Origin of the sequence: Brevibacillus daliensis, assembly GCF_021245735.1 — a bacterium.
Classification (GTDB): Bacteria; Bacillota; Bacilli; order Brevibacillales; family Brevibacillaceae; genus Brevibacillus_B; species Brevibacillus_B daliensis.
Genome location: NZ_JAJISB010000029.1, coordinates 68,799 through 95,049, shown reverse-complemented (window position 1 = coordinate 95,049; position 26,251 = coordinate 68,799). Strand labels below are relative to the sequence as shown.

Below are 26,251 nucleotides of genomic sequence, written 5' to 3'. Positions count from 1 at the left end.
GGGATGTTCACTATGCTGGTAATGTTCTCAACAGACGTTGAATTAGGTGGTGGTGCAAATGTTAATTGAAGCTAAAGACATTTCAGTAGCAATTGGTGGGCGGCTTGTGCTTGACGGTGAGTCCGTTCGTTGCAAGCCCGGTATTATGACAGCCCTCGTTGGCGCAAGTGGATCTGGAAAAACCACACTCCTACATTGTCTCGGATTGTTGCTTCCGGTGGATAAAGGAAGCATCTTAATTGACGGGAAAGATGTCACAAGGTACGGCACCGCGGCACGACGTCGGTTCTGGCGCGATAACGCGGCATTCGTACTTCAGGATTATGGCATTATGGATGAGGAGTCGGTTGCCTTCAATGTCACTATGCAGGCGAGCGTCATTGGAAAACGTTTCTCGGGATACAAAGAACGGTTGAAACAATCACTTGAACAGACGGGTCTAAAAGGTAGGGAAAATGAGTTGGCTGGACACCTGAGTGGAGGCGAGAAACAGCGACTTGCTTTGTCTCGTGCCATTTACAAGGATGCTAATATCCTGTTTGTTGATGAGCCAACTGCTTCACTGGATGCAACTAACCGGCAGATGGTCATCGAATTGCTTGCGGATTTTGCTGTGCGTGCCCGGACGGTCATCGTGTCAACGCATGATTCCGAGATGATTGCTGCGTGCGGTGCAATGCATCAGATCGGTTCCAACAGTTCATCACATTAATTAAAAAAATATTTAACGAGGAGGATACTTATGAAATCAACTTCTAAGATTATTATCAGTGTCATTGTTGGCTTACTATTGTTAGTAGGAGCATTTGCGTTTTTAAATGGTTGGATAACGGCATCACCAAAAGACACCCACCCTCCATGCGACCAGCTACCGACCGTTGCAGAGGTCACTGTTGCCTTGGACAATCACGAAAATTTCGCCAAGGAAATAGAAGAGCTGGGAGATGGGATTAAAGTGGAAGTAGGCAAGCCATGTCCAGATAATCAGGAACGGGGGCTTGTCTTGGTGAGATATGAGTCGAAATCCGAGCGTAATGCCATCAACAACCTACTTACTCATAGCGAAGGATTTGGGGTTCCAGTTCATTTGGAGAAGCGCTAGCGTAGGTTTTCAGCTAATTATCCCCAAACGTTGTCTCTCGCATTTAAAAAGAAAGAGGGGTGAAAAAGAGAGATGAATATGTATAAACGTATCATAGTGGCTGTTTCGGTAGCATTGTTTACTTTGCTTGCACTGTTGGCCGCAATCATTACCGACCTAAATGATCGAGACTTCCCACAGGCTATTGGAAGTGAAAGCAGGCTTAATATTAACTTCAACGAATCAGGATTCTCTATCACTGAAGCGTTTTCGAAGTTAGAAGAACTTGATACACGCCTGGGGCTTGGTCTGGTCAAGATTGCTCCAGATCTTGCCAGCGATGGAGATAGAAAGATTTTTGCTACGCTCAACGATAAAGGGCTGCCCGATGAATTTACTTGGTTTAGCGGCGACGATACAGGCAAGATTGTTGGCAAAGATCGGCTTGCCAATTCCTATCCTGATGGGTTATACCTCGTAACTGGGAATACTGCTAATTTGGATGATTTTGAAGAAACTCTGAAAGGTGCGGGGGTGGAGGTAGGCCGATGGGATGCCTCAATATTGGACAGTCTTGTATTCGTTGTGCTGGAAAGGGGATTTGCTACTGTAATTCTTGCATCGCTAGCGCTGTTCTGGTTGTCAGTAAGGGCGCGAGGACGTGCCCTTCGAGTTCTTGGTGGGTCTCCGACTATGCGGATTCAGATACAGGACCTCACGGAGTTTGGTGGGGCGTTACTCGTTTCGGCGGGGGCTGTAGCTATGGTTGCAGCAAGCTATGTGGGTGTTTTTCATGGCTGGATGTACGTCAGTACCTTCCTCAAAGTACTGATTAGTCTTCAAGTCGTTGTTATTGCCATATCCATACTTGCTGCGCTTATTATGTCAGCCTTTGCGTGGCCAAGTGCTGTCATGCTTGCCACTAGACAACCGGCTGTAAAAAGCTTGCGTTCGGTGGCGATTGTGATTCAGGCGCTAACGTTCGTTTTAGTGGTGTCTACTTCTGCTCCTGCTTGGTCTACATATAAACAATCATCTGCCAAGGCAACTGAAATGGCACAGTGGAAGGGACTTGCAGACCAAGTGTCAATTGTGTTCGCAACAGACATTGACGAAATGGATCGAATGGAGCCATTGATCGGCGAGATGGTAAGGGATGCGGAATCGATTGAAGCAGTAGCACTTTCCTATACTTACACCAAGGAAATGTGGTCAACGGTTGATTTCGGTAAGTACTCCACCGTCTCTTTCGTAAACCAGCGTTGGCTTGACCTAGTTACTATGGGTGCGAAAAAGCCGGTTGTAGTGCCTGTTTCGCACCACAACATTTCAGAAGATCTTGTTCACGAAATTCAAGAAGAGATTGATATTTTGTCGAGGGAGGAGCATTCTGGGAATCTATTCGAACAATTACAATTCCTCCAACCGGTCGAGGGATCCCGACTTCCGGTGGCTCAAGGGGGAGGGGGCGAAAGTCTCCACTTTGGAGATGATATCCTACTCGCTGTCGTTCCCTCGCTGTACGACACCTTTAATGATTCTACTTTGACATCCATGATCTCGAGTGACAACATAGTGTTCACTGGTGTAACTGCTACGCAACAATTATTAGAACGACACAGTCTTGATTTACAGGCGCTACGGGATCGTGGCATCAAAGGTGAACTGAAAGTTGTTTACATTGCCGAAGAGGGCGTACTACAAGCGCAGTTCGCAGCATACCTTGTGTGGTTGCAGAATCTTTCGCTGATTGCACTGGTGGTTGCTTTCAGTGTTGCTACTGCAATCAGTGCATTGATCACAGCAACATTACAGTCGAAGCGTGACTTCCCATTGCGGTTGGCAGGCCGATCTTGGATGCGAATTCTTCAGAGCCGCGTGGCCAAGGAACTGCTTGTGGGGATCATACTTGTGGTCATCGTTGTCATGCTACAACGACCTAATGCGATAGGAATTGTACTTCTGACTGCGGCTTATGGATTGCTTATTGTTCCGCTGTCCCATCTGTTTGCCGTACATTGGTGTTTCAATGGAGTTAGTAAACGTAGGGTTTGATTGAAGATTAGTATAATAGCCGAAGCGTTCCTTGCCGTAGGAAAGCTCGGCTTTTTTCATGTCGAAATTTGCTTAGCGTATGTTTTGCGCGTTTTGTTGGTAGGACCCCAGTTAGGGCATTATATACTTCATCCAAGTTGTTCTAATAAACCTGCCAAAGATTCTGTATCACCTTTTTTTGCTTTTTCTAATAATTCTTTAAATTGTATTTCTGCTGTCTCAGTATCTCTAAGTTTTTCTTTTTGCACTTATGTACCCCCTGTTGAGTCATGTTTAATTTAGCAGCCACTTCTTTCTCTGTAAGCCCATCTACTATTGTTTTTCGGATAATATACTTCCCTTTGTCCGAGGGTATATGATCGATGATCTCTTCTACATAAATTGAAGAAATTTTTTTATCATCAAAGACCGAAATAACAATGTCATCAGAAACAAGAACTTCTTTTGAATTCTTTTTCCTTACCCGATATGGTAGATTCCAAGCAATCCTCTGTAGGATTTTGAACATTTTTCTTTCTGTATATTATCTTCAATGTTAAGCATAGCCCTCCCCCAATATAAAGATTAGGGATACCCCTTACTTAACAAAGTAAAATATTCACAAAAAACACAATCGATTTATAGAAAATAATACAATTTAAAATAAAAATAGAAGAAATTAGTTTCTATAGATAAAAACCATTTCTTTTTTTGTAATATGATATAATTTATTTGCCAAATAATTACCACAAAAGGAGGTAGAATCCATTTGAGGATCATACTTACAGCTATTGTGTTATTGTTTAGTTTAACTGCATGTTCATCAGACGTTTCGGATGAACAATTAAAAGAACAGGCTAAAAAACTATTGATTAGCTTTAGTAAAATTAATTATGAAGTTAAAAAAGAGGAGTATAAAAAAACTCCCAACGATTTCACTGCTTATATAATAGTGATACAAGATAAAGCAAAACCTTATATAACTGAGAAGGAAACAAAAAATTTTCATAAAACAGGAATAGGTCATACCGCTTCTTTTTTGGCATATAATGACATTTTTTTAACTGTAGAAGATGTAGAAATTACTAATTTCAAAAGAAATGACGTTTCAGGTTCAATTGATATCGGTTACAAGATTTACCTAAAAGGCACATTGAATGATGAGGTCATGCAACAAGCAGGCCGAGTAACCTTATTACCAGACAATGAATCTTATAAAATTGATAGTTATTGGGACAATATTAAAATAGCCCATTTCAGAACAGAAGCTAAGTAAAATCGGTGAACAGCATTAATATAAGCAAAAAAATGAAGAGAGAAGCACTACCAATTAACCCGGTAGTGCTTCTCTCTTCATTTTTTTGCTTAGTAATTAAAACCTAAAACTAAATCCTGGTCAATTCCTCTAAGTAGCGTAAAATGATATTCATGATGTGAAATTGCTTGTCGAGAAAATTACCCTTCCAATAGTCTCTGACTATGGTTAGAAGCTATATAATGAGTGGAGTTCTCAACGATTATTACGAGTATCAAGCAAAATAATTTAGAGACAAAGAGAGGTCAGCACTAAATGGAAAACGTATCAGATGAAGATAAATTGGAATCAATCAAAGCCTTCCAATCGACAATCCGTAAATCCGAAAACGCCTTAGCTAATATGACTCAGAAAGGTGCTAACACTACCTTATTAAAGAAACGCCTCAAAGCTTTATACATCGGCTTAGCCATGCTAGAAACTGCTTGGAATCTAAGACCTCATCATTACACCGAGAAAGATTTAGCAGAAGCTCGCAATGTTTTGACTGGTTTATTCCCATCACTTGAGAACATTTATGGTAAGTCAAAAGCGGGTAGCCCTCAAAAAACGCTTTTAGAAAGAAGAATTAAAGCATTTAAACTATCTCTTCAAGCCATGGATGATCTTGCAAATAAATAAAGTCCCCTTTGAAGAGCTCTCATTTCCAATTGAAGAACGCGAGTAAGTAAAAATGAACTAATCGAGGGCACTTTTCATTATTATTGTAGATTTACTGCAGAACGACATTGGAATGCCTCAGTACATTATTAAGAGAGTATGGGTCATTAAATCATTTCCATCTTGTATATAATTGCAATAAAAGAGTAAAATGTAGGTAACTTCAACTTGAAAAACAGTAAAAGAAACAGTATTCTTTTGAAAATATTTATGTGGAGGCGATAACATGGCAGTACGAAAAGAAGACCTTCATAACTTAATTGATAAATTAGGTGAGACTGATAAAAAAACTGTATTTGATTTTATGAAATACTTAATCGATCGTTCTCAAAAAAAACCATCCTCCTGGAGTGCAATCGATGCAGCAGAACCTGATGATATACCTTTAAGCCAGGAAGAAAATGACCAATTAAATAATAATGACGAATATATTTCGTGGGAAAAAGCAAAGCATGAACTTGGAATATAGGTTAGTTGTAAGCCGACGCGCAATTAAATATTTGTCTACCCAAGAGAGGTCAGTAAGGGAACGAATTGGGCTAGGGATGGAAGGACTCCTAGAAGTCCCACCTGAAGGCGATATTAAGACCATGAAAGGGTATACGGGATTATATCGTCTGAGAGTGGGGACCTTTCGTATTCTATTTTATGTCGATCATGAAGAAAAGGTCGTTTACGTTGAATCAATTGGATCCCGTGGTGATGTATATAAATAAAGCCGGTAATTCCTTAATGTTGGAGTTACCGGCTTTTTGTTGATCTTAGACACATACTGGCTTACCATACGTGTCCTGATAAAATACCTGTATACCTTTAAGTTATAAATCAATGGTATGACAAATCTTGAAACGATTAACAAATTTCCAGGAAAATAGTTTCTTTAATACAGTAGGAGGAGAAAAAAGAATTGAAATAAAAAATGTTCACATTGATATTCTTGATTAAGAGGTGATCACTTTTGATAGTAGTAAAGGCTATTACAAATGTTAATGAGTATTGGGGTGAAGAAGCAGATGACTTCTTGATCTCCTATCAAGTTGATGTTGGATTAGAGAATATTCTAGGATCTACAGATATGTTCTCTTTCGAAGTTATAAGCACGAAAAGACTGAGTAAGATTGTTGAATCAACACATTTAGAGATAGGACGAGGGTTACTTATAATGAATGATTATGACCACGGCAAAGTAGTAACTACCGTTGAGAGGATAATAAATTTAAGTCAAGAAGAAGAGGACGAAGAAACACTACTTAATATCTCGAAATATTTCAGATGGGATATGGATAAATAAGCATAAAGAATCGATGCGGCTATGTTTTTTTGATAGCCGTCTTTTTTTTGGAGAGTGCCAAATAATCCGCTAAGTTTGAATCGGTATACGTATGTATGGAATAATCCATTAGGTTATATAGATCCCTCGAAACCTAGGTAAGATTAAGCAGATAATTACACTACTATTATAAATTTTTCAAAGCGTAATAATAGGGCACCTTTAACTCTTCTTTTTGACCAAATGTGATATGATAAAACAATAATAATTCTGTAGGCAAAGGGAAAACCCCTATGCTTATCCTTTATTTCAAGGGATAGGCATAGGGGTTTTTTCATTGATATATCTATTTTTTTATATTGAAAGGACCAGGACAATAGAAAAGGGGAGATTACCAACTAATGAGTAAAAAAAAGCTATATCTAGTATTTTTACTTAGCTTATGCATAGCCGGATTTCTCATCTATAACAAAATAAATGACACCTTACTATATGTATCAGCGAGCGGACAATCTATAACATCACAAGTACATGAACCAACACTTGAAGAATTGAAGGAAGAAATAGATGAAGATGTAGCAAAGCTCTTAGAAGAGGAGCAGCTAGGCGAAGTTGTTCAAGAGAATCAAAACCTGTCACAAGAAAAAATGGAACTGATCGCAAACATCGTATCAAACGGCGATGATATTCCCCAGGAGGAGCTTGTAGCTCTTATTAACTTGATTATATCCAGTTCTGTACACGTAGCAGTACCAGAGATTGATATACCGATAGAACAACCGCTTCCTGTACCGGATACCAATCAACTTGTTGCGGATCCATCATTCGTTCAACCCATATCGATCGCAATCGTTGGGAAAGATACAAGAAAGAAAGGGGGAAGTCTTAATACGGATGTCATTATGGTTCTAGTTCTTGAACCTACAGATAAAAAAATGACACTCCTTTCCATTCCACGTGATACGAAAGTAAAGATACCAGGATACAGCCGGCACTATAAAGTAAATTCCACCTATGCGAGGGGAGAGATCGCCCGTAACAATGCCAAAAGTCAAAAAAAACCCATTACAGTAACAGGTGCTAGCTTATTAAAGGATACACTAAGCAATTTGTTAGGGATTCCCATCCAACATTATGTATTAGTTGACTTTGAAGGATTCACCAAAATTATTGATCAACTTAATGGTATTGAAGTAACCGTAGATAAACGAATGGTTTATACAGACTCAACAGATGGTACCCATATTAACTTGCAACCAGGTACGCAGCTGCTTAACGGAAAACAGGCACTCGACTATGTACGCCATCGTAAGGATGATCGAGGATCAAAATATTACTCTAGCGACATGGACCGAAACCAAAAGACGGGATTATCACTTACGTAGGGAAGCATTTACGCGGCGGCTGCTTCCATACAGCAGGCTTTCGTAAGGCGGGGACCAGCAAGGAGCGGCAAGCAGCTACTACAGCTCCAAGCAGATCGTTTCCCGCCGCCGATGGAACCTGCGGAGGCCGGACACTTCCGGCACGAGTTGATCATTTAAAATTTGCGGATACCGCGACGACTTAGTCCCCTGACGGGGTACTCGTAAATGCTATCGGCATTTTCGGCGCGGATCATCTCGGACTTGACCGTTTTTGTCTGTGTGCCTTCTTTTTCAGCATCGGCTAATCCCTTAGTTTTTAAAGTTTTCTCTTGGTTCTTTAAGTCACCTTTATTTGTTGTTTCATCCATGCAAATCCCTCCTCATTAAGAATAAAGTTAGTGTTATCCAAAAGGAGTCACAGTATGTTTTATCTTTACAAAGCAAAGAGTGTAGGGAGGAAAGAAAAAATCCTCGAAATCGAGGATCATAATAAACTGTTCTAACGCCTCGACGTAATCAGTACCTGCTTAAAAGATTTCTTTTGTGTCACTTTGTTTATTGGTTTCTTTTGGATTAACCATAGAAACATCCCCTTTTAAGTTTAATTTTCCTAAATAGGGATACCGCCAACCAAATGACATAAAACCCACGCTAAGGAACTCGAGTTTATTCATATGTTCAGCCGAGACACGTGTAAAAATGGGTCATAGGCTTACTTTTATTTCCGAATTGCACGAAATCAAATTATGTACAATGATTCACAATATACATTTTAATAAATGTCCACGAATCACTCAACGACTTCACTAAAGCTTTTATAATGGGTGTACGCGGCTGTTCCGCTGCATTTCTTCAATCAACTGCTTATCCTCTTCTTCCGCCATGGCGGATTTTAGATCACCCAATAGCGTTTCTTTTGAGACATCCACCTTTGTCGAATAACGTTGACCAAATCATAGAAATGATAGTCATTGTTTACTTTCAAATACAAAATCAACAGTTCCTTTAATACGTCCTTATCTTTACGGGATTGGCCAATTAATGTTTGCTCGACTTCGGCTTGCACTTCGTTTCAACATGTTGTAGAATAAAAAACGTAATGTAGAATAAAAGGAGGCGACTTACCGCTATGCAAATCACAAAAGCTGAAATGGAGATTATGCAAGTCCTATGGGAAAGTGGAAGAAGGATGACTACCAATGAAATCATGGAATATTTTCCTGACAAAAATAAGACGACTATTCTCACACTTGCCGGTAGGTTACTAGACAAAGGGGCGTTGCAATCCGTGAAACTCGGACGTTCGCATGCTCATGAATATTGGGCAGCTATAAGCGAAGAGGATTACAGAAAAATGCAAACAAAGAGCTTTCTACTCTCCATCCATAATGGTTCTGCCAAAAGTTTGATTAGCTCATTGTTCCAGGCTGAGAATTTGACAAAGAAGGATATCGAAGAGCTTCGGGCATTCATAAATAGCGAGGTGGACAGCTATGATTAAATGGTTGTTAATGACCTCTCTTACTGGTAGTGTTGCAAGCTTATTATTCATTCTGCTACGAACGAAATTGGCCTCAAAATATGGTGGCCGTTGGTATTATTACGCCAGTTTGATGGCATTATCGCTTTTTATTTTGCCGCTGCACTTTAACATGTCAATGAATCAACCGCTGCTTTCCTTTTATGAAAAACAGGTGCAACCAGATTCAACGAGCGCTGTTATAGAGATGACTGCACCGATCGGAACGTCAATGCCTGACCAGACGGCAAGTGCCAGCACTACGTCTGAAAACCAAGGTTTTTCTATTTTATCTGTAGATCAGTGGATACTTGGAATCTGGATGGTCGGTTGTTTAGCAATGTTGTACCGTTATTTTTCCGCTTACTTTCGCTTTAAAAAGCAAGCGATTCAATCCTCCCCGATCGATCGTATAGGAGATCTGAAAGTGGTAGTCAGCGATTATGTGCACTCTCCTATGCTAATTGGATTTTTCAAGCCGACAATCGTAATGCCAAACGCGAACATAAATGCAGATGATTACAAACTTGCGCTGCAGCATGAATGGATCCACTACAAGCAAAGAGACGCTTGGATTAAGCTTATGGCGGTGTTGGTCAACTGCCTGCATTGGTTCAATCCGGTATCTTATCTTGCTTTAGCTAATATTAGCGAGGCCTGCGAATACGCCGTAGATGAACAAATAACGAAAGGCTTGAAAACTGCTGAGAAGAAGCGATACAGCGAGATGATTTTACATTTTGCTTCAAGTTCGCCTGTTCTGAACAGCAATCTGGCTCAACCCAATAATCAGTTGTATAGGAGGTTTTCTCTAATAATGAAACGAAATACGGGAAGCCAAAAAACGGTCTTAGGCATCTTCCTTGTTGTTCTAATTGCAACAGTGTCAGTCTTCTCATCCTCCGTAGTTTTTGCTGAGAAATCCAAGCCTCTTACGGAAGATAGCGGTGGCATTATGACCTATTACCATACGTTCGAAACGCTTGAAGAAAATGTGGAACTCGCGCTTGGAACAAAGTCGATGCATATAAGCGAACATTTGTATATTGATGCTGAAGGACGAAAGATCGGTTACTTCAACCGCACAGAGCCTTACTATAAAATTAAAAAATATTGGAAGGATAAAGAGTCAGCTGCGAACATGATCAACAAAACGATGTCTATAGAAGGCCATACGGTAACGGTTGCTTTCAGTGAACACGCGAAGGATTACATAGACGATAAAGTGATTAAACAGATGATAGTCAATCAAATTACTTTTGACTTGGACTACCAGGACCCAAAATATAAGTATGATCATCAGGCATTTATCAAAGAGCTTATGAAGCGGGGAGTTTATGTAATAGAGGAGGTTATTACTCCGAAACAGTTTACTTATAGACTATACCAAAAGACAAGCGGCGCCATCGTTGGTCATAAAATGTATACTTCGTATGACAAAAAAATAAAAATAACAGACATTTTTAACGGAAAAGCTAAGCTACCCAAAACTAATCTCAATGATATCGGTGAAATAAATCAGGCGGAAGAAACTTTAGCAAAACAAGGGGTACAGCTCGGTGCTGCCTTTGTCATAAAGAACGGCGAAACTTTAGCGATTGATATAAAGGAATTGACTGACAAAATGCCCACTATTAACTTGGTGATCATTGATGAGACGACTGGCAAGATCGTGGAAGCAATTTTCAATGCTTCTTCCACTTTTAGTAGTCATATTTACACGCCTGGGAAAAATGAAGTGAATCATTCCTTTAAGGTTGTGGCAAGTGGAGATGAACAAGATCATGCAGTGTTAGAAATTTATACGTATAAGACTGGCAAAGAGGAAGTGAGCATAACAAAGTAAAGAAGATTTCGTCAGTCGGCAAAATTTCTAAAAGGGGGCGAGATGCCCCCTTTTTTTATTGTTTTTCCAAGATTGGCTAAAGAAAAAGGATATTTTTTGGTTTTTCAATGAGAGTAACGAGAGAAGGATGTTATGAGATTTTATAAGCTTTTTTTGTTACATGCTCTTGTATTGATATTGATGGGATGTACAAGTAATGATATGAAAAACAATGAGGTACAAATAGTAGTTGCGACAAATGAGCTGAAACAATTAGAAACACAACTGGATGATTCGAAAAAGGAACTAGCCGTTCAAAAAGGAATCATTGAGGAATTACAAGGTGAAATTCAATTTATAATGGGGGAGATAACAACCCTAAAAAATCGGAGCAATATGAATCAGACGTTACTTACTAATCTCCCTGGGATTACTTATAAACAAGGATATATAAAAGAAGCTACATTAGCAAAAGACGGAGTTAGCATTCGAGTAGATTATGCGGAGTTCAAAATAGATCTTACTGCTCCTAACAATTTTGTGATAGTCAATGAAAAAGAGGAACGTGATAAATTACTAGCAGGGTCAGACTCGTTTTATGTTCTAAACGCACTCGTACCTACTTTCATAAACAGTGAAGATTTTGACAAGAGTGAACATGAGGGATTATATAATTTATATATAATTGGAAATAAGGTTGTCTTGGTGGTTGAGATGTATGTTGTATAGAGGGTTATACTTTCGATAGCTAGAGATCGCTGACTGGAAAAGCAGCATACGCGAATTGGTATGGTTGAATAAAACTGTATTTAGGAGGATCTATGAAAACCACAATCTACATGGTAAGGCATGCTGAATCACCTTTTGAATTCGGTCAAGAGAGAACTCGGGGGCTTTCGGAAGAAGGTTTTGTGGCAGCGAAGCAAGTTTCTGAGTTTTTCAGTGACGTTGATGTCCATTATATTGCCTCCAGCCCCTATACCAGGGCTAAACAGACAATTCAATACATAGCTGAACAAAAGTCCCTAGATATCGTAGAATATGAAGAACTAGTCGAGCGTCCAATAAAGGGCCTGGATTATAAGGCCCCGTGGGATGTATTGTATGATGCCATTCGTAGATCTTTTAATAACAAAGATTTGGCTTTAGAAGGCGGCGAATCTACACGTAAAGCACAACAAAGATCTATACCCATCATAGAAAGACTCTTAGAAGAACATAGAGGAAAAAATATCGTCATCGGCACACATGGTAATATAATGACAATAATAATGAATTATTTTGACGATAAATATGGGTTTGATTTTTGGAATGCTACTTCGAAGCCTGATATATATAGATTGACATTTGATCGTAATATATTGGAGCACGTTGAGAGGATATGGAAATAAGTAATGCACTATACAGTCCTAAACGTAAACTATGAATAGAAGCAATATTTAAAATGACGTCTCTCTTATAGTAGAAATCGAGCTACTGGCTGACAGAATCAATCAGAAGCTCGATTTCTTTGTGTTGTTTCAGAAACGACTTATTATCACTAACTAATTTCAAAAGAGTAAAATCTAGTAGGACCTGTCACAAAAACAAGATAGCTGAATCAAACGATCCTAGCTCCCATTCCTATGCAATTCGATGCCCAAACAGGGCAACCTCTTTATTATAATTACTCTAGCAAATCGAACTTTGGTGTTTATTTTGAACAAGATTGGAATAATGATACGCCAATTCCTGTGCAGCCACCTACACAGGCAAAGAAAGTACACAACCAGCAGCAAGCGAGAGCACTGGTTCAGGAAGAATTTAATGTAAAAATGGAAGAGTTGCAACCTTCTGATGTAGAAACGATTGATATGAACGATGGGAAAGATGTTAGGTACAAATTTGGACATGTAAATCTAATTACAGATAAAGCTAGTGGTCGAGTAATTCAGGTGTTTGATAGTAGTAGCGATAGTCCTAAAAAAGGCACGATCAAAGAAACGGATGCAAGAAAAGCTGCAATCAAATTTGTGCAGAGATATTTGGACCCTTGGGAGACGGAGCTGATACTAGGCTATAGCATTCAAATAAAGGACGGGCTTCAGGAAGGGGATTATGCATACCAGTTCTTCAGTAGTTATCAGGGTATACCTGTTTTTCCTACACGTACTGCTACCAGTAGTTATCGGGTAGAAGTAGACTCAATGACAGGTAAGATCACTGACTTTTCAAAGGAACTGCCAGATTCTAAAACTGTTGTAACTCCGGAAGTAGCTGCACAAGAGTGGATGAAACACTATAAGCTTAAGCTTTATTACTTTATTACTGAGGATAACAAAATACGCCTAATCTATGAGGAACTGCCACGAATAGCGAATGCGAATCAAAAAGTTCATATCGATGCAACGACTGGACAATCCGTTTTGATTGCGAAATAAGGAGTAATAAAACATTGAAACAAAGCACAGGTGACATCAGAAGCGAAGAGATCTGTGCTTTGTTTATTGGATTTTCTCGATCATGCTTATGAAGATGAGCGGAAGCGGAAAGTGTGATCGTTGTATAAAATAGGTATAGATAACAGCCACGTTATATGGAGGGGGGATTATCCATTTATACAATCATTCATCATGCTTTCTGATAAATCTCTTTGCTACTTCGCCTACTGGAGTCGGAAGTTGCATCCAGACATAAGCATGAATAGAATTATCTATTCGCTCAATTTCATATGTATCTAATAGACCAGCGAACGTATATAGAATGCTTCTAATTGTCTCATTCTCCCACTCTTCTTCGCTGGGAAGAAATAAAATAGGGCATTGTACCTTCTTGTAATATTCCTCAAACTTCACATCCCAGTATTTTTGAATATATTCTGTTCTCACACGGTTTAAGTAGCAATAAGTAAAAGTACCGTTCATTAGCGGTTGTAAATTATTTTCGAAAAAGGCTAAGAAATTTTCATTCCATAATCCTTGTTGGGTAAATTTTGCTCGTTCTTTCTCGATATACTCTTCTTTCGTATTAAATATAAGTTCTTTTCTTTCAGCCAATTGTGCCCGCAGGACTTCTTTTCTTTGTTCAATCTCTTCCACTGTTCCATTAAATAGCCCGTGTTTCCCAAACTCATTATAAAAAGCGCCTTCACAAATCAGGGATAGAACTAACTTTGGATGTGACGCAGCTAAGCTAAGACCAACCTCAGCGCCCATTGAACTACCCACGATATGGCATTGGTTTACGTTTAATCGCTGCAACAATAAATAAATATCATGAGCCATATCATCAATGTGATATCCTGATTCGGGCTTGTCGGATTTGCCATGTCCTCTAAAATCAGGGGCAATGATACTGTAATTCTTTTCAAATTGCGGTATGATTCCTTCCCACATGTTTAAATTTCCACCACTAAAGTGAAGAAATAACACAACGGGATTCTCATTTAATGAATATCTTACATTTATTCCTACATGATCTAGCAGGATCATTTCTTCTACCATTTTCTTTGCCCCCAGTGTTATTGATATTTTCACTATACTATAACCAGTATAACGATTTTTTGTACTTTTCAAATAATAATATACGTGACAGCGGAATGCTTTGCACAATAAAAATCGAATAGAGCTTCGGTGCGGCTGAGAGTTATCGCTTTGAATACGATTTATTGTCCTTGAAACGGATAGGAAGTATCGTGTCGGAAGCAAGAAATAGTTTTTAAAGAAAGTACACCTCTTTATCTTGTTAGAACAATAAATGTGGTCTGGAATGATTTGCAAATCAAATTAGGGGAGCGTCCGTTTCCTTTTGTGTACCTCAAGTTAAAATTAATGTCTTCGTGGAATTTTATGAAAATGTACTACTTGACATATTAGCGACTTCAAGGATATTATAGACATAAGATATCTTTGAATGAGGTGCTACCGTGAAATTTACAAAAGCAACGAATTATGCTCTGCACACCATGCTCAAGCTTTTTGAAGCTTCACCGGTTAAGCCGATAGGTGTTCAGGAGTTAGCAGAAATGCAAGGTGTTTCGCCAACCTATCTTTCTAAAATTTTAACAAGGCTAGTAAAAACAGGGATGATCGAGTCTGTTTCCGGAGTCAACGGGGGATATCGCTTATCCCGCAAAAAAGAAGACATGACTTTTTTGGATATTATCCACGCTATTGAGGGCACTGCCTCCTTGTTTGAATGTGATTTTTTTCACGGTGATGAATGCTCAATTCAAGCTGTTATGAAGGAAGCGGAAGAGAAAATGGAAAGCCATCTCAAAAACACGAAATTGACCGACTTGGCCCTAAAGCAATCACAAGCTTAAATGTAACACATTTAATGACGAAAGGAGGTGTGCAGTTCCTAAGTATCAGAATTTTTTCGCTTAATTAAGGATATAATAAGTCTTTCATATCTGTATTAGAGTAGTTGAGTGTTATGAGTTACGATTGCGCCATTATAGGCGGGCGGGATTAAAACCGACGAAAAGGGGAGGTCCTCAATAGCAGGTTTATATATCGCCAGAGATGCTTCGTACGTGGCTCCTTCCCAAGTGGTTTTTGCTGCAGCAGATGGCAGCCGAACCGCTATGAGCGTAAATATGGATTTGACGGAGGAAGATTTTTCGGTCCGCAGGAGTATATATGCGGACAAATCACGGATATAAAAAGTCTTTAATATCTCCGTACAAAAGTTGGATGGGGAATGTACGTACCACAGTCTCCCGAGTTCAGATGTGCTGATTAAGGAGGTGATGAAATTCAGACAATTCATCATTGGTGTTACAAAATTGAAAAAATTCATATCAAATATAATAAATTAGCATTAACACGACCTGAAGAGCAAAAATGAACCTCGTTCTAGTGAGCAGAAAAGATCTCAACTAAAACCGCAGGACCGTATGGATCGGTGGCCTTCGTTAAGTTGAAGAGTTAATATGTTATGGAGTGAAAAAATGAATGATTTGAAGTTAAAAGTGAAAGAACAACATTATTCTTTCATTACATTGATATTGTTTTTTTCAGGATTAGCAATTATGTCCAGCTTCTATGCTACAATTCCGTTAATATCCGTACTTTCAAAGGAGTTTTCGGTTTCAGATAGTCAAGCAGTATGGGCAAGTAGCTCGTTTACGTTTAGTTTCGCTGCTGGAGCCTTGTTGTTTGGTCCATTATCAGATCGTTTTGGCCGAAAAAGAATCATGCTTGGGGGATTAGCTGCATTAACGATTATTACTATCTTTCTAGGATTTCAAAGCAGTTTGCTCTCCGTTATTCTTTTCAGAGCAATACAAGGCTTTGCTGCGGCTACTTTCTCTCCCGTAGTGCTTCCCTATGTAATGGAATTGTTCCCGCAACATAAAAAAGTATTTGCAATCAGCTGTATGAGTGCAAGTTTTCTTATGGCTGGAATTATCGGGCAGGTGTTCAGTAGCTTTGTAAGTTTTCATCTAGGTTGGCAATATGTATTCATCATTTTGGCGGCCATATATTTTATACTAACACTACTAATGTTATTCTTTATACCAAACCTTCCAGCGAATGGGGTTCGTGTTGCGGAAACATTTAAACAAATGAGAAACACACTGTCACAAAAGTCACTATGGTTAGCATATGTAATCGCATTGGTTATGTTGCTTTCTTTTGTAGGCATGTACAGTGCATTGGGGGATTTTTTAAGCAGCCCTCTTTTCGGGTTCACGAATCAACAAATACTATATGTGCGTTCATTAGGGATCATAGGGATGCTAATGTCTCTTTTTGCGAGTGGGCTGGTTAAGAAATTTGGCGTGATACCGATACTTAGAAGCGCAATAATCCTATCTGCTATCGGATTGATCCTCTTAGGACTTGGTGCAAACATGGTGTTTATAATTGTCATGAGCGTTGTGTTTGTATCCGGAATTGCGGTTGCTATCCCATCGTTGGTTTCACTGGTCGGTGAACTGGGAGGAGCTGCAAGAGGTGCGGCGATTTCCATTTATACGGTTATTGTGAACTTGGGTGCTACTATAGGGCCAATCTTAGCCGTAATGTTACTCAACACTGGGAATTATGTACTTACTTTTTCGATCTTGGCATGCTGCTTACTGTTGGGACTACTGGCTACATTTTTTATTAAACGTGTATCTCCAGCAGTTGATGAACTAAAAAGAAGTTAGGAAGGAATCTATATGAGAAGTACCTTTTATCCCAGAAAGGAGGTTGACCGGAGTGGACTGAGTGGACTGAGTTGACTAAACCAAATATGGATATGTACCACCGTTTGATGGCAGCCCAACAAATCAACAGGCGATATTTATAGTTTTTTGATCAAACTAATCAGGTCTGGCGCAAGTGTTAAAAATAAAGTCTTTACCTTAATGAATGCTTGCGCCCGAGAATAATATTCTGGAGCCGATCCGGGACGCCATCCGATCCTTGCAGCAAAAGGGGAGCCTGATTTACCGCTCAAAATGATGAGCTATCCTCAAACGCTCACGGTAGAGGAATTTTCCATTTTTAAAGATATCTTGTATGCAAAAGTGTATCAAATTACTAGAGCACAGCAGCACTTCAAATAAAGTGGAAGTCTAGACCAAGGATCGCCTTTGCTAAGCCTCCAAGAATAACAGAATTTTTCAATAAAACAGATCAAGCAATGACCCATAGGGTTAATGTAAGTCGCTTGCAGAATATGAAAATAATCTGTTAGGAGGGTGATCCTTCATGAATTCGACTCAACCAAATCTAATGAATAACTTCGATGTAGTTGTTATCGGAGCTGGTTTTTCAGGATTGTATATGCTATATCGCTTACGAATGACTGGTTTTTCAACGCGTGTTTTCGAAGCGGGTGATGGTGTCGGTGGTACATGGTATTGGAATCGTTATCCCGGATTACGCAGCGACTCGGAAAGCATCTATTATAGCTACACTTTTTCAGAAGAACTATATAAAGAATGGAATTGGACTTCTCGATATCCAGATCAGCAGGAAATCCTACGTTACCTTAACTTCGTAGCCGATAGGTTTGATCTGCGTCCAGACATCCAGTTTAAAACGCGGGTTCAATCTGCTCATTATCATGAGGAGAATAATCAATGGCGGATTCATCTCGATGATGGGACCAGCGTCACTGCAAAATACTTCATTACAGGGGTAGGTTGGCTGTCTAGCGTAAATGTTCCAAGGTTCAAAGGCTTGGATAGCTTCATGGGGGAATGGTACCACACTGGTAACTGGCCTCGTGATAAAAAGGTAGATTTCAAGGGTAAACGTGTTGGAGTAATTGGTACGGGTTCAAGCGGCGTTCAGGCCATTCCAGTCATCGCTGAAGAGGCAGGTCATCTCACTGTCTTTCAGCGGACTCCGGGGTACAGTGTCCCAGTGAGAAATCATCCTTACGACCCAGCGTTCGTTAAACAAACAAAAGAAAACTTTCATGAGATTAAGAAGCAAATGCGTGACTCCTTTTACGGAACCCCGTCGTTGCCACCGATTGGTTCGGCACTGGAAGCTACAGCAGAGGAACGTAAGTCGGTATATGAAGAAGCATGGGAGACAGGCAAGACCTTCTTAGAAACGTATAACGACCTATTGATTAATGAAGCAGCAAATGAAACGGTGTCGGAGTTCTTACGCTCCAAGATACGTCGGATCGTACATGATCCCAAAGTAGCCGAGAAACTGTTGCCATCGTTCCATTACGGCACCAAACGTCCAATCAAGGATACAAATTATTATGAAACCTATATCGTGAGAATGTCACCTTGGTCGACATGAAACAAGCTCCGATTGTGGAGATCACGTTCAACGGGCTGCGAACTGCTGAGAGGGAATACGAATTGGACGTGATTGTTTTTGCTACTGGGTATGACGCAATGACAGGTCCATTGATGAAGTTCGATATCCATGGCAAAGGTGGAGTAACCTTAAAAGGAAAATGGGCTGGGGGAACAAAGACAAAAACGTATCTCGGTGTCGCTAATGCTAGTTTCCCAAACATGTTCATGATTACCGGTCCCGAAAGTCCTTCCGCACTCAGTAACGCACCTGTATCCATTGAGCAACATGTAGAATGGATTGCAGATTGTCTCGAATATCTTCACACAAATGATATCGATACGATTGAGGCAAGCGTTGAAGCGGAAGAAGTGTGGAGTAAGCACTGCCAAGAAGTGGCCGAGGCAACACTCTTCACGAAGACCGACTCTTGGTACACGGGAGCAAATATTGACGGTAAGCCGCGCGGATTTTTGATTTATCTTGGTGGAGTAGGTGCATACCGTCAGAAATGCGATGAAATTGCAGCAAAAGGATATGAAGGATTTACTCTAAAATCCTCACAAATGAATAGGGATTGATTTTACGAAATATTCTATCAAAATATTGATTGAGAGAATGGCTTTGGGAGGAGCAGAAGAAGGTAAAGAAGCAAATGATACGAAAATATAATACTTCACAAAATATAAGGCTTTCTTATTTGGATAATGAGCGCGAAGGTAAGCCGATTATTTTAACAGCTTGATCTGATAAAATGAGTGATGTATAAGTAGACCTCAGATGGATAGGGTCTATTTTTTTGAAAGATAAAGGCGGCGCAGCGGCGCTTTTCTTTGATCTGCGAAAACTCATGTTTTCTTCTACATGAAGTTGAACCGCTTCCATTTCAATTCTTACGGGTTTTTCGTTAATTATTAACCTTATGTAGACATGAATAATCCCCTCCGATAAACAGTTTTTGAACTCATCATAACATGAGCTCTTTTTAACCGTTTTCCATGAGGGGATAATATCACTTAGGCACTTTTTTCAGAGCTTTAAAAATCAACCTGCAGCCCAAACATCTAATTCAATTTTTAATTCAGGCAAACCTAACCCTTTAATATAAGCAATCGTCATTGAAGGGGGAGTGGTACCGAATACTCTATCCCATATTTCATAGAAATGATCCCAATCAATTTCTTCTGTGGCCCAAATGTTGATTTTAATTACATTATCAGGAGTCAACTTTTGAGAAGAAAGGATCTCAACAATATTGCTCATTGTATTTGTTACTTGTTGATTAAAATCTGTGGGGATATTATTGTTTTGATCTATCCCAATTTGACCAGAAAATACATATATTTCAGCATTTTTACTTATTTTCGTTACATGACTATAGTTTCCAACCGGTTTCGCTATATTCTCGGGATTATACCTTTTAATTACATTATTATTTACGTTCATCATTTGTAAAGTCTCCTTTTAAATAGGAAATACATAACCTATGGATGTGTTATATATTTACACTGTTTTATCATTTCTCTCATTTTTAGACAGACTTATCCCGTCAAAAACAATTCTAGAAAAAAACAGCCGTAGAATACCCAATACCAAAAGATAAATATTTTATCGATCTCTTTTTCATCAGGTATTCCCTCCTTAAAAGTAAAATAACTTACAACTGAATATTAGCATTATAACATGAAAGCAAGTTACAGTTAATGTTTAAAATTGACGATCATCAATCCACTGCAATCCAAACGTGCGAAAGGGACGGGATTACAGGAAAACTTCACCTTGAGCATTACATTGGAGCTTACTTATGACTGGGGACACAATCATTATTCTATAAAAAACTAACGAACCCTTGATAATTGATCTATTAACAGCGTAACGCTAAGTACATGTAGATGACGCTGGACGCCAGCGCAAAGCGCTAAAGAGTTTCCAATTTTGACCTTAACGAAAGCAATTCCATGTTAATATGGACTGGGGAGAGATGGTTATGGATAAAAAAGCGAAGCAAATTTTAATGAAAACATTCTGGAGCAGCCAAGGCTGGAAGGATCGCCCGTACAATTTTTCTGGAACGGATTTTGAATATGCGAAAAGCAAGGGTTTGATGTTTGAGTTGTTTACGATCAGTCATGATGAATGTGTGCGGAAGGTCATCGACATACATAAAAATGTTACAAAAGAGCAAGTAGCCACTGCTTTTTTGCATAGCCTCTCCACAAGAAAGGTGTATTTGCGAAGCGCGCTTTCCAGTTGGGCTTTGTCTCAACAATTCACAGCGCATACGTTTGAAAGTAACGCAGGGAAGTATACCCATCCCGAAAACGGCAGCAACTACGCAATGTATGGTGATTGCCATATCTGTGACAGCTACCATATCGCTAGCCGCGAGTTCTATCAAGATGAAGATCTAAATGTACTGAATTTCGAGCGAATTAAGTGGGGAGGCGTTCGCCTTAATCACATTCTTTATGTGCTACTTGATCTGGAGCTTTTGAGCAAGGAAGAGGGCATTGATGTACAAGAAGAGGATGTGGCTATATTGCGTCAGGTGCTCGAAACCATCTCCAGTAGTGAGCCAACCGACGCGGCCCGTCAGTTAGAGAAGCGGCTCCACGGTGTTTTTCCTTCCAACAAGCAGGAGCGGGATGTGTTCATGGAAATTCTAGCTACGGCGGGTATTTTGGCTCCTAGCAAGGACAGGCCCGGTCGTGGCGGGAAAAATGACTTTTTTGCCGTCGTAAATTGGCGTGGTGAAGATGGTTATTCCGAGCATGAGGTACGGAACTTGTTTGGTCCTTGGCTTTAGAAGAAGAGAAAGAGGGGAAAAGAGATGGATAAAAACCTAGACGAGAAAAAGATCACCCTATACCCAAAAGCAAACGATGTTTTTGTGGATGAGAGTCTGGCCTGCTATTTCAGACCATTGCTCACCTTTTCTTATGTGCATGAAGGCACTGCATATTCCCTTCATCTTTTGGGAACAGATGGTCTCTACTGCGAGGGGGAATATCGAAATTCAGAAAACAACTTTTGGGGCTTCCGTTACGTAGCAGGAAAATACGAATTTCTTGGTGACCTCCAGGTGTTTGGCGAGGAGAATGTGCCAGATGTGCATGCTTTTCTGCAAGCTGATTTTGCGGAAAACAAGGATCATTACTTGAATGACAAAATAACTGTCGCAGAATACAAAGGGCGAATTCAAGCTGATTTGTCCGAGGTGGCCAATTTTAACGCAGATTATTATGCCGAAGCATTTTACAGCTACGAATTCACCAAATATTATTATGAACGCACCGGTGAATTCCGGCACATCACCGAGCTGACGGAGGGCTGGGGACACAATGACGAGGATGTGCTGATCGATCAAGAGACCGCCCAAGAGATGAGTGAAGAGTTTTTCATGAACCTTACATGGAACGTCACACACGATTACGGAATTGACGAGAGTCTGGTTTGCGGTGCGGTTGAGCGCTATCGCTTTATGTCGGTTATTGGCGGGGGAACGGTACTCGCCCTGTTGAAGCCGGTGGAGCAGACAGTGTATTTGTTGGAATATTTTTCTTGATATGAACACGAACAAGTTCTCTATCAAGCTACAGTCGCTCGTAATGACGAGAATACGGAGTACAAAAAATGAGTGTTTGTCTTGGGATAAGACAGTTGAATGGGCTGCTTTGCTTGGTTTAGAAACAGCGCCTATTCTATACAGAGGAATTTGGAATGAAGAGACGATAAAAAAATGCTACAGCAAAATATCTGTATTTGGCGGCGAACAAGAGGGGTACGTGGTACGAACAACAGACGGATTTCAGTACGATGATTTTAAAAATTCTGTTGCCAAATTTGTTCGGAAAAACCACGTGCAAACGGACCAACATTGGTTGTCAAAATCAGTGATTCCTAATGGTTTAAAGCAAGCTAACTAGTTCATTTTTTGAAGGGAATGAGAACAATGTAATCCGTTCATTCATGTAATAAAAAATACAAAATAAAAAACAATCTCCTTGATTTAGTATGATAGTCATATAGAGTATCCAAAATTCATTTTGGCTATTGTTAAGGCTGTTTTTACAAATAAGGAGTTTTGTTGTTAGTAAATAATCGAATCAATTTCATAATTGCTTTTTTCAAAAATGAGCAGAAGCTCCTTACGAGAGCCTTACTATTTATTTAAAATTATGCTTCCAAGTACAGGTTGACTTAATAAAAACCAGCATGGAGGTAGAATAATAGTATGATTTAAAATAATATTTGAATAATTCTTGTCTTTAGGAGGTTATTATGGACATTACTTTGGAAAAAGTGACATTAGAAGAGGAATCTATACTTCAAAACTTAGTGCAATTTTACAAATACGAGTTTAGTATATATTTGGACACTATAAAATTAAATGATAAAGGTCTTTTTAAACCATTTAACCTTGAGGATTATTGGACAAAATCCAACTATCATCCGTTCTTTATTAAAGTTGATGGTGAATTAGCAGGTTTTGTTTTAGTTAGAAGCGAAACAAATACAGAACCGAATTCTATTGAACAGTTCTTTACTATGAAGAATTATAACGGTAAAGGAGTAGGAAGAAAAGCGGCTAAAAGAATATTTGATATGTTTCCAGGTAAATGGAAAATTATACAAATACAAAAGAATTACCCAGCACAGGCTTTTTGGAGAAGTGTAATTTCAGACTATACTAATGATAATTTTCATGAGAGATACGATGAGGAAGATGCAAGAAGTTCTGTACAAGAATTTGAGACTGATAAGAAGAACAGATAATTTATCAAACTTTTTAAGCATGTTTTGAATAATCTTATTTAGCGTTAATATGAACAAACATTACCTGTCTTTAAGTTGTTAGGTTTTATTCAGCTAATGGACATCGATAATTCATGAGATCTTTAGAGGTCTAGTAGAGGTGACATAATGAGTGATAAAGATAGTACTTTACTATCATCATATTTAGTTGGAGTATGGTCGTCCTGTGTTTTTTATTATGATGCTTTTGAAGACTTGATTATATCCTTTGATGTGAATGAAAATGGATTCTATGCTTATTTGAGACCCTGGTATTATGATATTACTTTATTTAGTTGGAAGGCTACGGGAGATAATGAGATTTCTATTGTTGAACAAAAAAATTATGTGGTGGATGAAGAAGGAAAATCAATTGAAGAGAAATTTATAACTAACTGCTTCAATTTTAATATTAAGAATATAGGTACTGATACAAATATAGGTGGATTAGAGATAGATATTTTTGAATTAGATAGACCGCTGTTTAGTTGGATGACATCTGAAAAATTTGGTCGTATCGAAAAAGATTTAAATAATAACGACATATATAGAGCATTAAAATGTTGTAATCTTAATAGTTTAATTTCTGAATAAATCTTAAATTGTTGAATTAACGGGTTCAATAGCTCCATAAATAAAAGCCAGTCTAACACTTTATTTTCGTGTTTTGACTGGCTTTTATTTATGGAGGATCATATAGTCTAATACTATATTTTCTGTGTACAATAATAACTCATACATGATGCAATCAGTAAGTTATGATCAATATTTGTGTCGCCAGACAACTTGACAGTCTATAAATTGTAGAGAAGGAGTACAATATATTTTTACATTGAGTCCGATAATATATATTATGTAAACAAATAAACCGAAAAATAAAGTAATCACATGCAACGTAAAACGATCAGTAAGTATTTCGAGTATTTGTCTTAAGTTGATCTAAAATGATTGAACCATATTTGGTAGGATTTTAGAGATTGTTTGTGGTGAGACATATGCTGAAGTGGTTAAACAAAAAAATTTGATCCTTTGTCGATGACGTATACTGGTTTAGATGTTGAGAGAGCCATTTTAAAGGCCAAAACATCTGGCTATGGGTAAAATACCCATGGAAATCTCATTGCAGCCTCTGATATTGATATTAATAAGGCATATTCAGCTGGTGGATTGTATACAGTAGAAGATCTATCTAGAATGGATAGTGTGTTTACATACACATGTTTTATTCTCTAAATCAACGTGACTACAAATGATGAGTCCCAAGATCAATCAATACGGTTTTGGATGGAATCATGGAGGGATAAATAGATTTACAGCATTGTATGTAAAGCTGATATAGTTTAAAAATGGAAGGAAAAATGATGGGGGCTGTAAGAAAAGTAATTAATGTAGGTCTTTTTTCTTTCTGTATTTCAGTGCATGAAATGGCTGTTTTAAGAACTGAAACACGGAAAGTTTACATAGTTAATATTATGTTAACTTTTGATTGTCTAGTGACACAAACTTGTATACCAAAATTTATTATGAAGTATACAAGTTTGTGTCACACTTTTGTAGGATACATTTACTTTTCTAATCGTTATTCTCATAACTCATGTTTCGCATAGTCGAGTTTTTTCATCCCCGTTATTTTTATCAATACAGCATGTCAGTTTGTTCTTTTATTATGCCATTACTTCATGTAGTTATTTGCTTCTAAAGATTTCATTTATCATCGCTACTTCTGTTTAGATTGTTCAATATGGTTCTATTCATTTGGATTTTATATAAACACTCGGTGTTGTATAAAACAAAAGAAGATACTTCTATCAGTACCTTCTTTATGTTCATTTTATAAGATAACCTTTTTCTAATCAAAAATTTGATTATAACGGTTATCTTAGGCTGGGGGAAACATTTTCCTTAAATCCAGACATAAAAGTATCACAAAGCTCGCTAATCCCTATAACATTTATATCTTTTGTCCTCTGTTCCCCTTCCTTACTTTCACATACTGATAATTTATAATTGCTGTCAACGTTGTATTGACTGAAAATCCAACCATCCATGTTTTCATCTGTTCTGATAATCCCGTCATCCCCTACTTTGCAGTAAAATGAATGTAATGGAATGGACAAACCTTTTCCAATTGCTTTTATATAACTCTCCTTTAATGTCCAAAGATCATAAAAATAGGATAACCTGCGGTTAATACACACTTTCATTAAATCCTCATACTCATCCATTGAAAAAAATCGCTTCGCAATATCAAAATCAATAGGTTGAATGTATTCGATGTCGATTCCTATAGGTCGATCACTTGTAGTGCATACGACCCATTCCATAGAATGAGATATATTAAAGTGGAACCCCTTTTCGTTACTTAAGATGGGCTTTCCATACTCATTCGTATGAAAAATAATGTCACTATTATTGATTCCCAAATCTCTGAAAATAATCGTTCTAATCAAAACATCTGCAAGAAGCGCACGGTAAGAATCCTCTTTTCGATAGAAGCTCTTGATTCTTGCTTGTCTGTCTTTGGATATATATAACATTAAAGTTTCAAATATATTTTCAATATAGTTTCTATCTCTGATAGTTACTGCATAAATATTTTTCATATTTGCATCCGTCTCCATAAAAGGGGCTTCATTTTATAAAC

General features: G+C 38.5%; 27 protein-coding genes and 2 pseudogenes. 25 read left to right on the top strand and 4 right to left on the bottom strand.

Annotated elements, in window-relative coordinates; all coding sequences use genetic code 11:
* Window positions 1-58: 58 nt before the first annotated feature.
* From LM917_RS18535 to LM917_RS18490, 10 genes are all read left to right on the top strand, one after another.
* A complete protein-coding gene (locus tag LM917_RS18535; RefSeq protein WP_232699194.1) occupies window positions 59-712 on the top strand; it encodes an ABC transporter ATP-binding protein in 654 nt (217 codons plus the stop codon).
* Window positions 713-742: 30 nt separating this feature from the next.
* Entirely contained in the window at window positions 743-1,102 is a 360-nt protein-coding gene (locus LM917_RS18530) for a hypothetical protein (protein WP_232699192.1), read from the top strand.
* Between the two features lie 265 nt (window positions 1,103-1,367).
* Complete coding sequence (locus LM917_RS18525) at window positions 1,368-1,562, top strand: hypothetical protein (RefSeq protein ID WP_232699190.1); 195 nt, start codon at window positions 1,368-1,370, stop codon at window positions 1,560-1,562.
* Between the two features lie 83 nt (window positions 1,563-1,645).
* Window positions 1,646-3,136, top strand: coding sequence for a bacteriocin-associated integral membrane family protein (locus LM917_RS18520; protein ID WP_232699188.1), 1,491 nt, complete (start codon window positions 1,646-1,648; stop codon window positions 3,134-3,136).
* Between the two features lie 748 nt (window positions 3,137-3,884).
* Window positions 3,885-4,391 carry a hypothetical protein gene (locus LM917_RS18515; protein WP_232699187.1) on the top strand — a complete coding sequence of 169 codons (507 nt, stop codon included), beginning with the start codon at window positions 3,885-3,887 and terminating at the stop codon, window positions 4,389-4,391.
* Between the two features lie 294 nt (window positions 4,392-4,685).
* Window positions 4,686-5,051 (top strand): hypothetical protein, encoded by a 366-nt coding sequence (locus LM917_RS18510; RefSeq protein WP_232699186.1) that lies wholly within the window; start codon window positions 4,686-4,688, stop codon window positions 5,049-5,051.
* A 265-nt stretch (window positions 5,052-5,316) separates the two neighbouring features.
* Window positions 5,317-5,559, top strand: coding sequence for a hypothetical protein (locus LM917_RS18505; protein WP_232699185.1), 243 nt, complete (start codon window positions 5,317-5,319; stop codon window positions 5,557-5,559).
* Entirely contained in the window at window positions 5,543-5,806 is a 264-nt protein-coding gene (locus LM917_RS18500; RefSeq protein ID WP_232699184.1) for a type II toxin-antitoxin system RelE family toxin, read from the top strand. Before LM917_RS18505 ends, LM917_RS18500 begins: the two co-directional genes overlap by 17 nt.
* Before the next feature lie 242 nt (window positions 5,807-6,048).
* Complete coding sequence (locus tag LM917_RS18495; RefSeq protein ID WP_232699183.1) at window positions 6,049-6,381, top strand: Imm8 family immunity protein; 333 nt, start codon at window positions 6,049-6,051, stop codon at window positions 6,379-6,381.
* 380 nt (window positions 6,382-6,761) lie between these two features.
* Window positions 6,762-7,745 carry an LCP family protein gene (locus LM917_RS18490; protein WP_232699182.1) on the top strand — a complete coding sequence of 328 codons (984 nt, stop codon included), beginning with the start codon at window positions 6,762-6,764 and terminating at the stop codon, window positions 7,743-7,745.
* 155 nt (window positions 7,746-7,900) lie between these two features.
* On the opposite strand, the gene LM917_RS18485 is transcribed toward LM917_RS18490, so the two are convergent.
* Complete coding sequence (locus LM917_RS18485; protein WP_232699180.1) at window positions 7,901-8,095, bottom strand: hypothetical protein; 195 nt, start codon at window positions 8,093-8,095, stop codon at window positions 7,901-7,903.
* 761 nt (window positions 8,096-8,856) lie between these two features.
* On the opposite strand from LM917_RS18485, the gene LM917_RS18480 reads away from it, so the two are divergent.
* From LM917_RS18480 to LM917_RS18460, 5 genes are all read left to right on the top strand, one after another.
* Window positions 8,857-9,228 carry a BlaI/MecI/CopY family transcriptional regulator gene (locus LM917_RS18480; RefSeq protein ID WP_232699178.1) on the top strand — a complete coding sequence of 124 codons (372 nt, stop codon included), beginning with the start codon at window positions 8,857-8,859 and terminating at the stop codon, window positions 9,226-9,228.
* Entirely contained in the window at window positions 9,221-11,092 is a 1,872-nt protein-coding gene (locus LM917_RS18475) for a M56 family metallopeptidase (protein ID WP_232699176.1), read from the top strand. Before LM917_RS18480 ends, LM917_RS18475 begins: the two co-directional genes overlap by 8 nt.
* 132 nt (window positions 11,093-11,224) lie before the next feature.
* On the top strand, window positions 11,225-11,800 hold the full coding sequence (locus LM917_RS18470; protein ID WP_232699175.1) for a hypothetical protein: 576 nt from the start codon (window positions 11,225-11,227) through the stop codon (window positions 11,798-11,800).
* Window positions 11,801-11,892: 92 nt separating this feature from the next.
* Window positions 11,893-12,462 carry a histidine phosphatase family protein gene (locus tag LM917_RS18465; RefSeq protein ID WP_232699174.1) on the top strand — a complete coding sequence of 190 codons (570 nt, stop codon included), beginning with the start codon at window positions 11,893-11,895 and terminating at the stop codon, window positions 12,460-12,462.
* 234 nt (window positions 12,463-12,696) lie between these two features.
* Window positions 12,697-13,491, top strand: a complete 795-nt coding sequence (locus LM917_RS18460) for a hypothetical protein (RefSeq protein WP_232699173.1) — start codon at window positions 12,697-12,699, stop codon at window positions 13,489-13,491.
* 183 nt (window positions 13,492-13,674) lie between these two features.
* Here LM917_RS18460 and LM917_RS18455 read toward each other — a convergent pair whose 3' ends face one another.
* On the bottom strand, window positions 13,675-14,625 hold the full coding sequence (locus tag LM917_RS18455) for an alpha/beta fold hydrolase (protein ID WP_232699172.1): 951 nt from the start codon (window positions 14,623-14,625) through the stop codon (window positions 13,675-13,677).
* A gap of 350 nt (window positions 14,626-14,975) precedes the next feature.
* Here LM917_RS18455 and LM917_RS18450 point away from each other — a divergent pair, with 350 nt between their 5' ends.
* From LM917_RS18450 to LM917_RS18435, 5 genes and pseudogenes are all read left to right on the top strand, one after another.
* Entirely contained in the window at window positions 14,976-15,374 is a 399-nt protein-coding gene (locus LM917_RS18450) for an Rrf2 family transcriptional regulator (RefSeq protein ID WP_232699171.1), read from the top strand.
* 138 nt (window positions 15,375-15,512) lie between these two features.
* A pseudogene (locus LM917_RS24655) lies at window positions 15,513-15,716 on the top strand (hypothetical protein); the annotation flags it as partial.
* A gap of 288 nt (window positions 15,717-16,004) precedes the next feature.
* A complete protein-coding gene (locus LM917_RS18445) occupies window positions 16,005-17,210 on the top strand; it encodes an MFS transporter (RefSeq protein WP_232699169.1) in 1,206 nt (401 codons plus the stop codon).
* 547 nt (window positions 17,211-17,757) lie between these two features.
* Window positions 17,758-18,813, top strand: coding sequence for a flavin-containing monooxygenase (locus LM917_RS18440; protein ID WP_232699167.1), 1,056 nt, complete (start codon window positions 17,758-17,760; stop codon window positions 18,811-18,813).
* Window positions 18,801-19,394 carry an NAD(P)/FAD-dependent oxidoreductase gene (locus tag LM917_RS18435; RefSeq protein ID WP_232699166.1) on the top strand — a complete coding sequence of 198 codons (594 nt, stop codon included), beginning with the start codon at window positions 18,801-18,803 and terminating at the stop codon, window positions 19,392-19,394. Before LM917_RS18440 ends, LM917_RS18435 begins: the two co-directional genes overlap by 13 nt.
* Before the next feature lie 463 nt (window positions 19,395-19,857).
* Here LM917_RS18435 and LM917_RS18430 read toward each other — a convergent pair whose 3' ends face one another.
* The gene (locus tag LM917_RS18430) at window positions 19,858-20,262 is read right to left on the bottom strand and encodes a RidA family protein (protein ID WP_373688802.1); all 405 of its coding nucleotides are present in this window, start codon (window positions 20,260-20,262) and stop codon (window positions 19,858-19,860) included.
* Window positions 20,263-20,800: 538 nt separating this feature from the next.
* On the opposite strand from LM917_RS18430, the gene LM917_RS18425 reads away from it, so the two are divergent.
* The 5 genes and pseudogenes from LM917_RS18425 (at window position 20,801) to LM917_RS18405 (ending at window position 24,201) form a co-directional block, all read left to right on the top strand.
* A complete protein-coding gene (locus LM917_RS18425; protein ID WP_232699165.1) occupies window positions 20,801-21,619 on the top strand; it encodes a hypothetical protein in 819 nt (272 codons plus the stop codon).
* Window positions 21,620-21,643: 24 nt separating this feature from the next.
* On the top strand, window positions 21,644-22,378 hold the full coding sequence (locus LM917_RS18420) for a hypothetical protein (protein WP_232699164.1): 735 nt from the start codon (window positions 21,644-21,646) through the stop codon (window positions 22,376-22,378).
* Between the two features lie 52 nt (window positions 22,379-22,430).
* Window positions 22,431-22,739 (top strand): annotated as a pseudogene (locus LM917_RS18415) (RNA ligase family protein); the annotation flags it as partial.
* A gap of 355 nt (window positions 22,740-23,094) precedes the next feature.
* Entirely contained in the window at window positions 23,095-23,589 is a 495-nt protein-coding gene (locus LM917_RS18410) for a GNAT family N-acetyltransferase (protein WP_232699163.1), read from the top strand.
* 147 nt (window positions 23,590-23,736) lie between these two features.
* Complete coding sequence (locus LM917_RS18405) at window positions 23,737-24,201, top strand: hypothetical protein (protein ID WP_232699162.1); 465 nt, start codon at window positions 23,737-23,739, stop codon at window positions 24,199-24,201.
* A gap of 1,280 nt (window positions 24,202-25,481) precedes the next feature.
* Here the strand turns inward: LM917_RS18405 and LM917_RS18400 are convergent.
* A complete protein-coding gene (locus tag LM917_RS18400; RefSeq protein WP_232699161.1) occupies window positions 25,482-26,228 on the bottom strand; it encodes a 4'-phosphopantetheinyl transferase family protein in 747 nt (248 codons plus the stop codon).
* Window positions 26,229-26,251 lie beyond the last annotated feature (23 nt).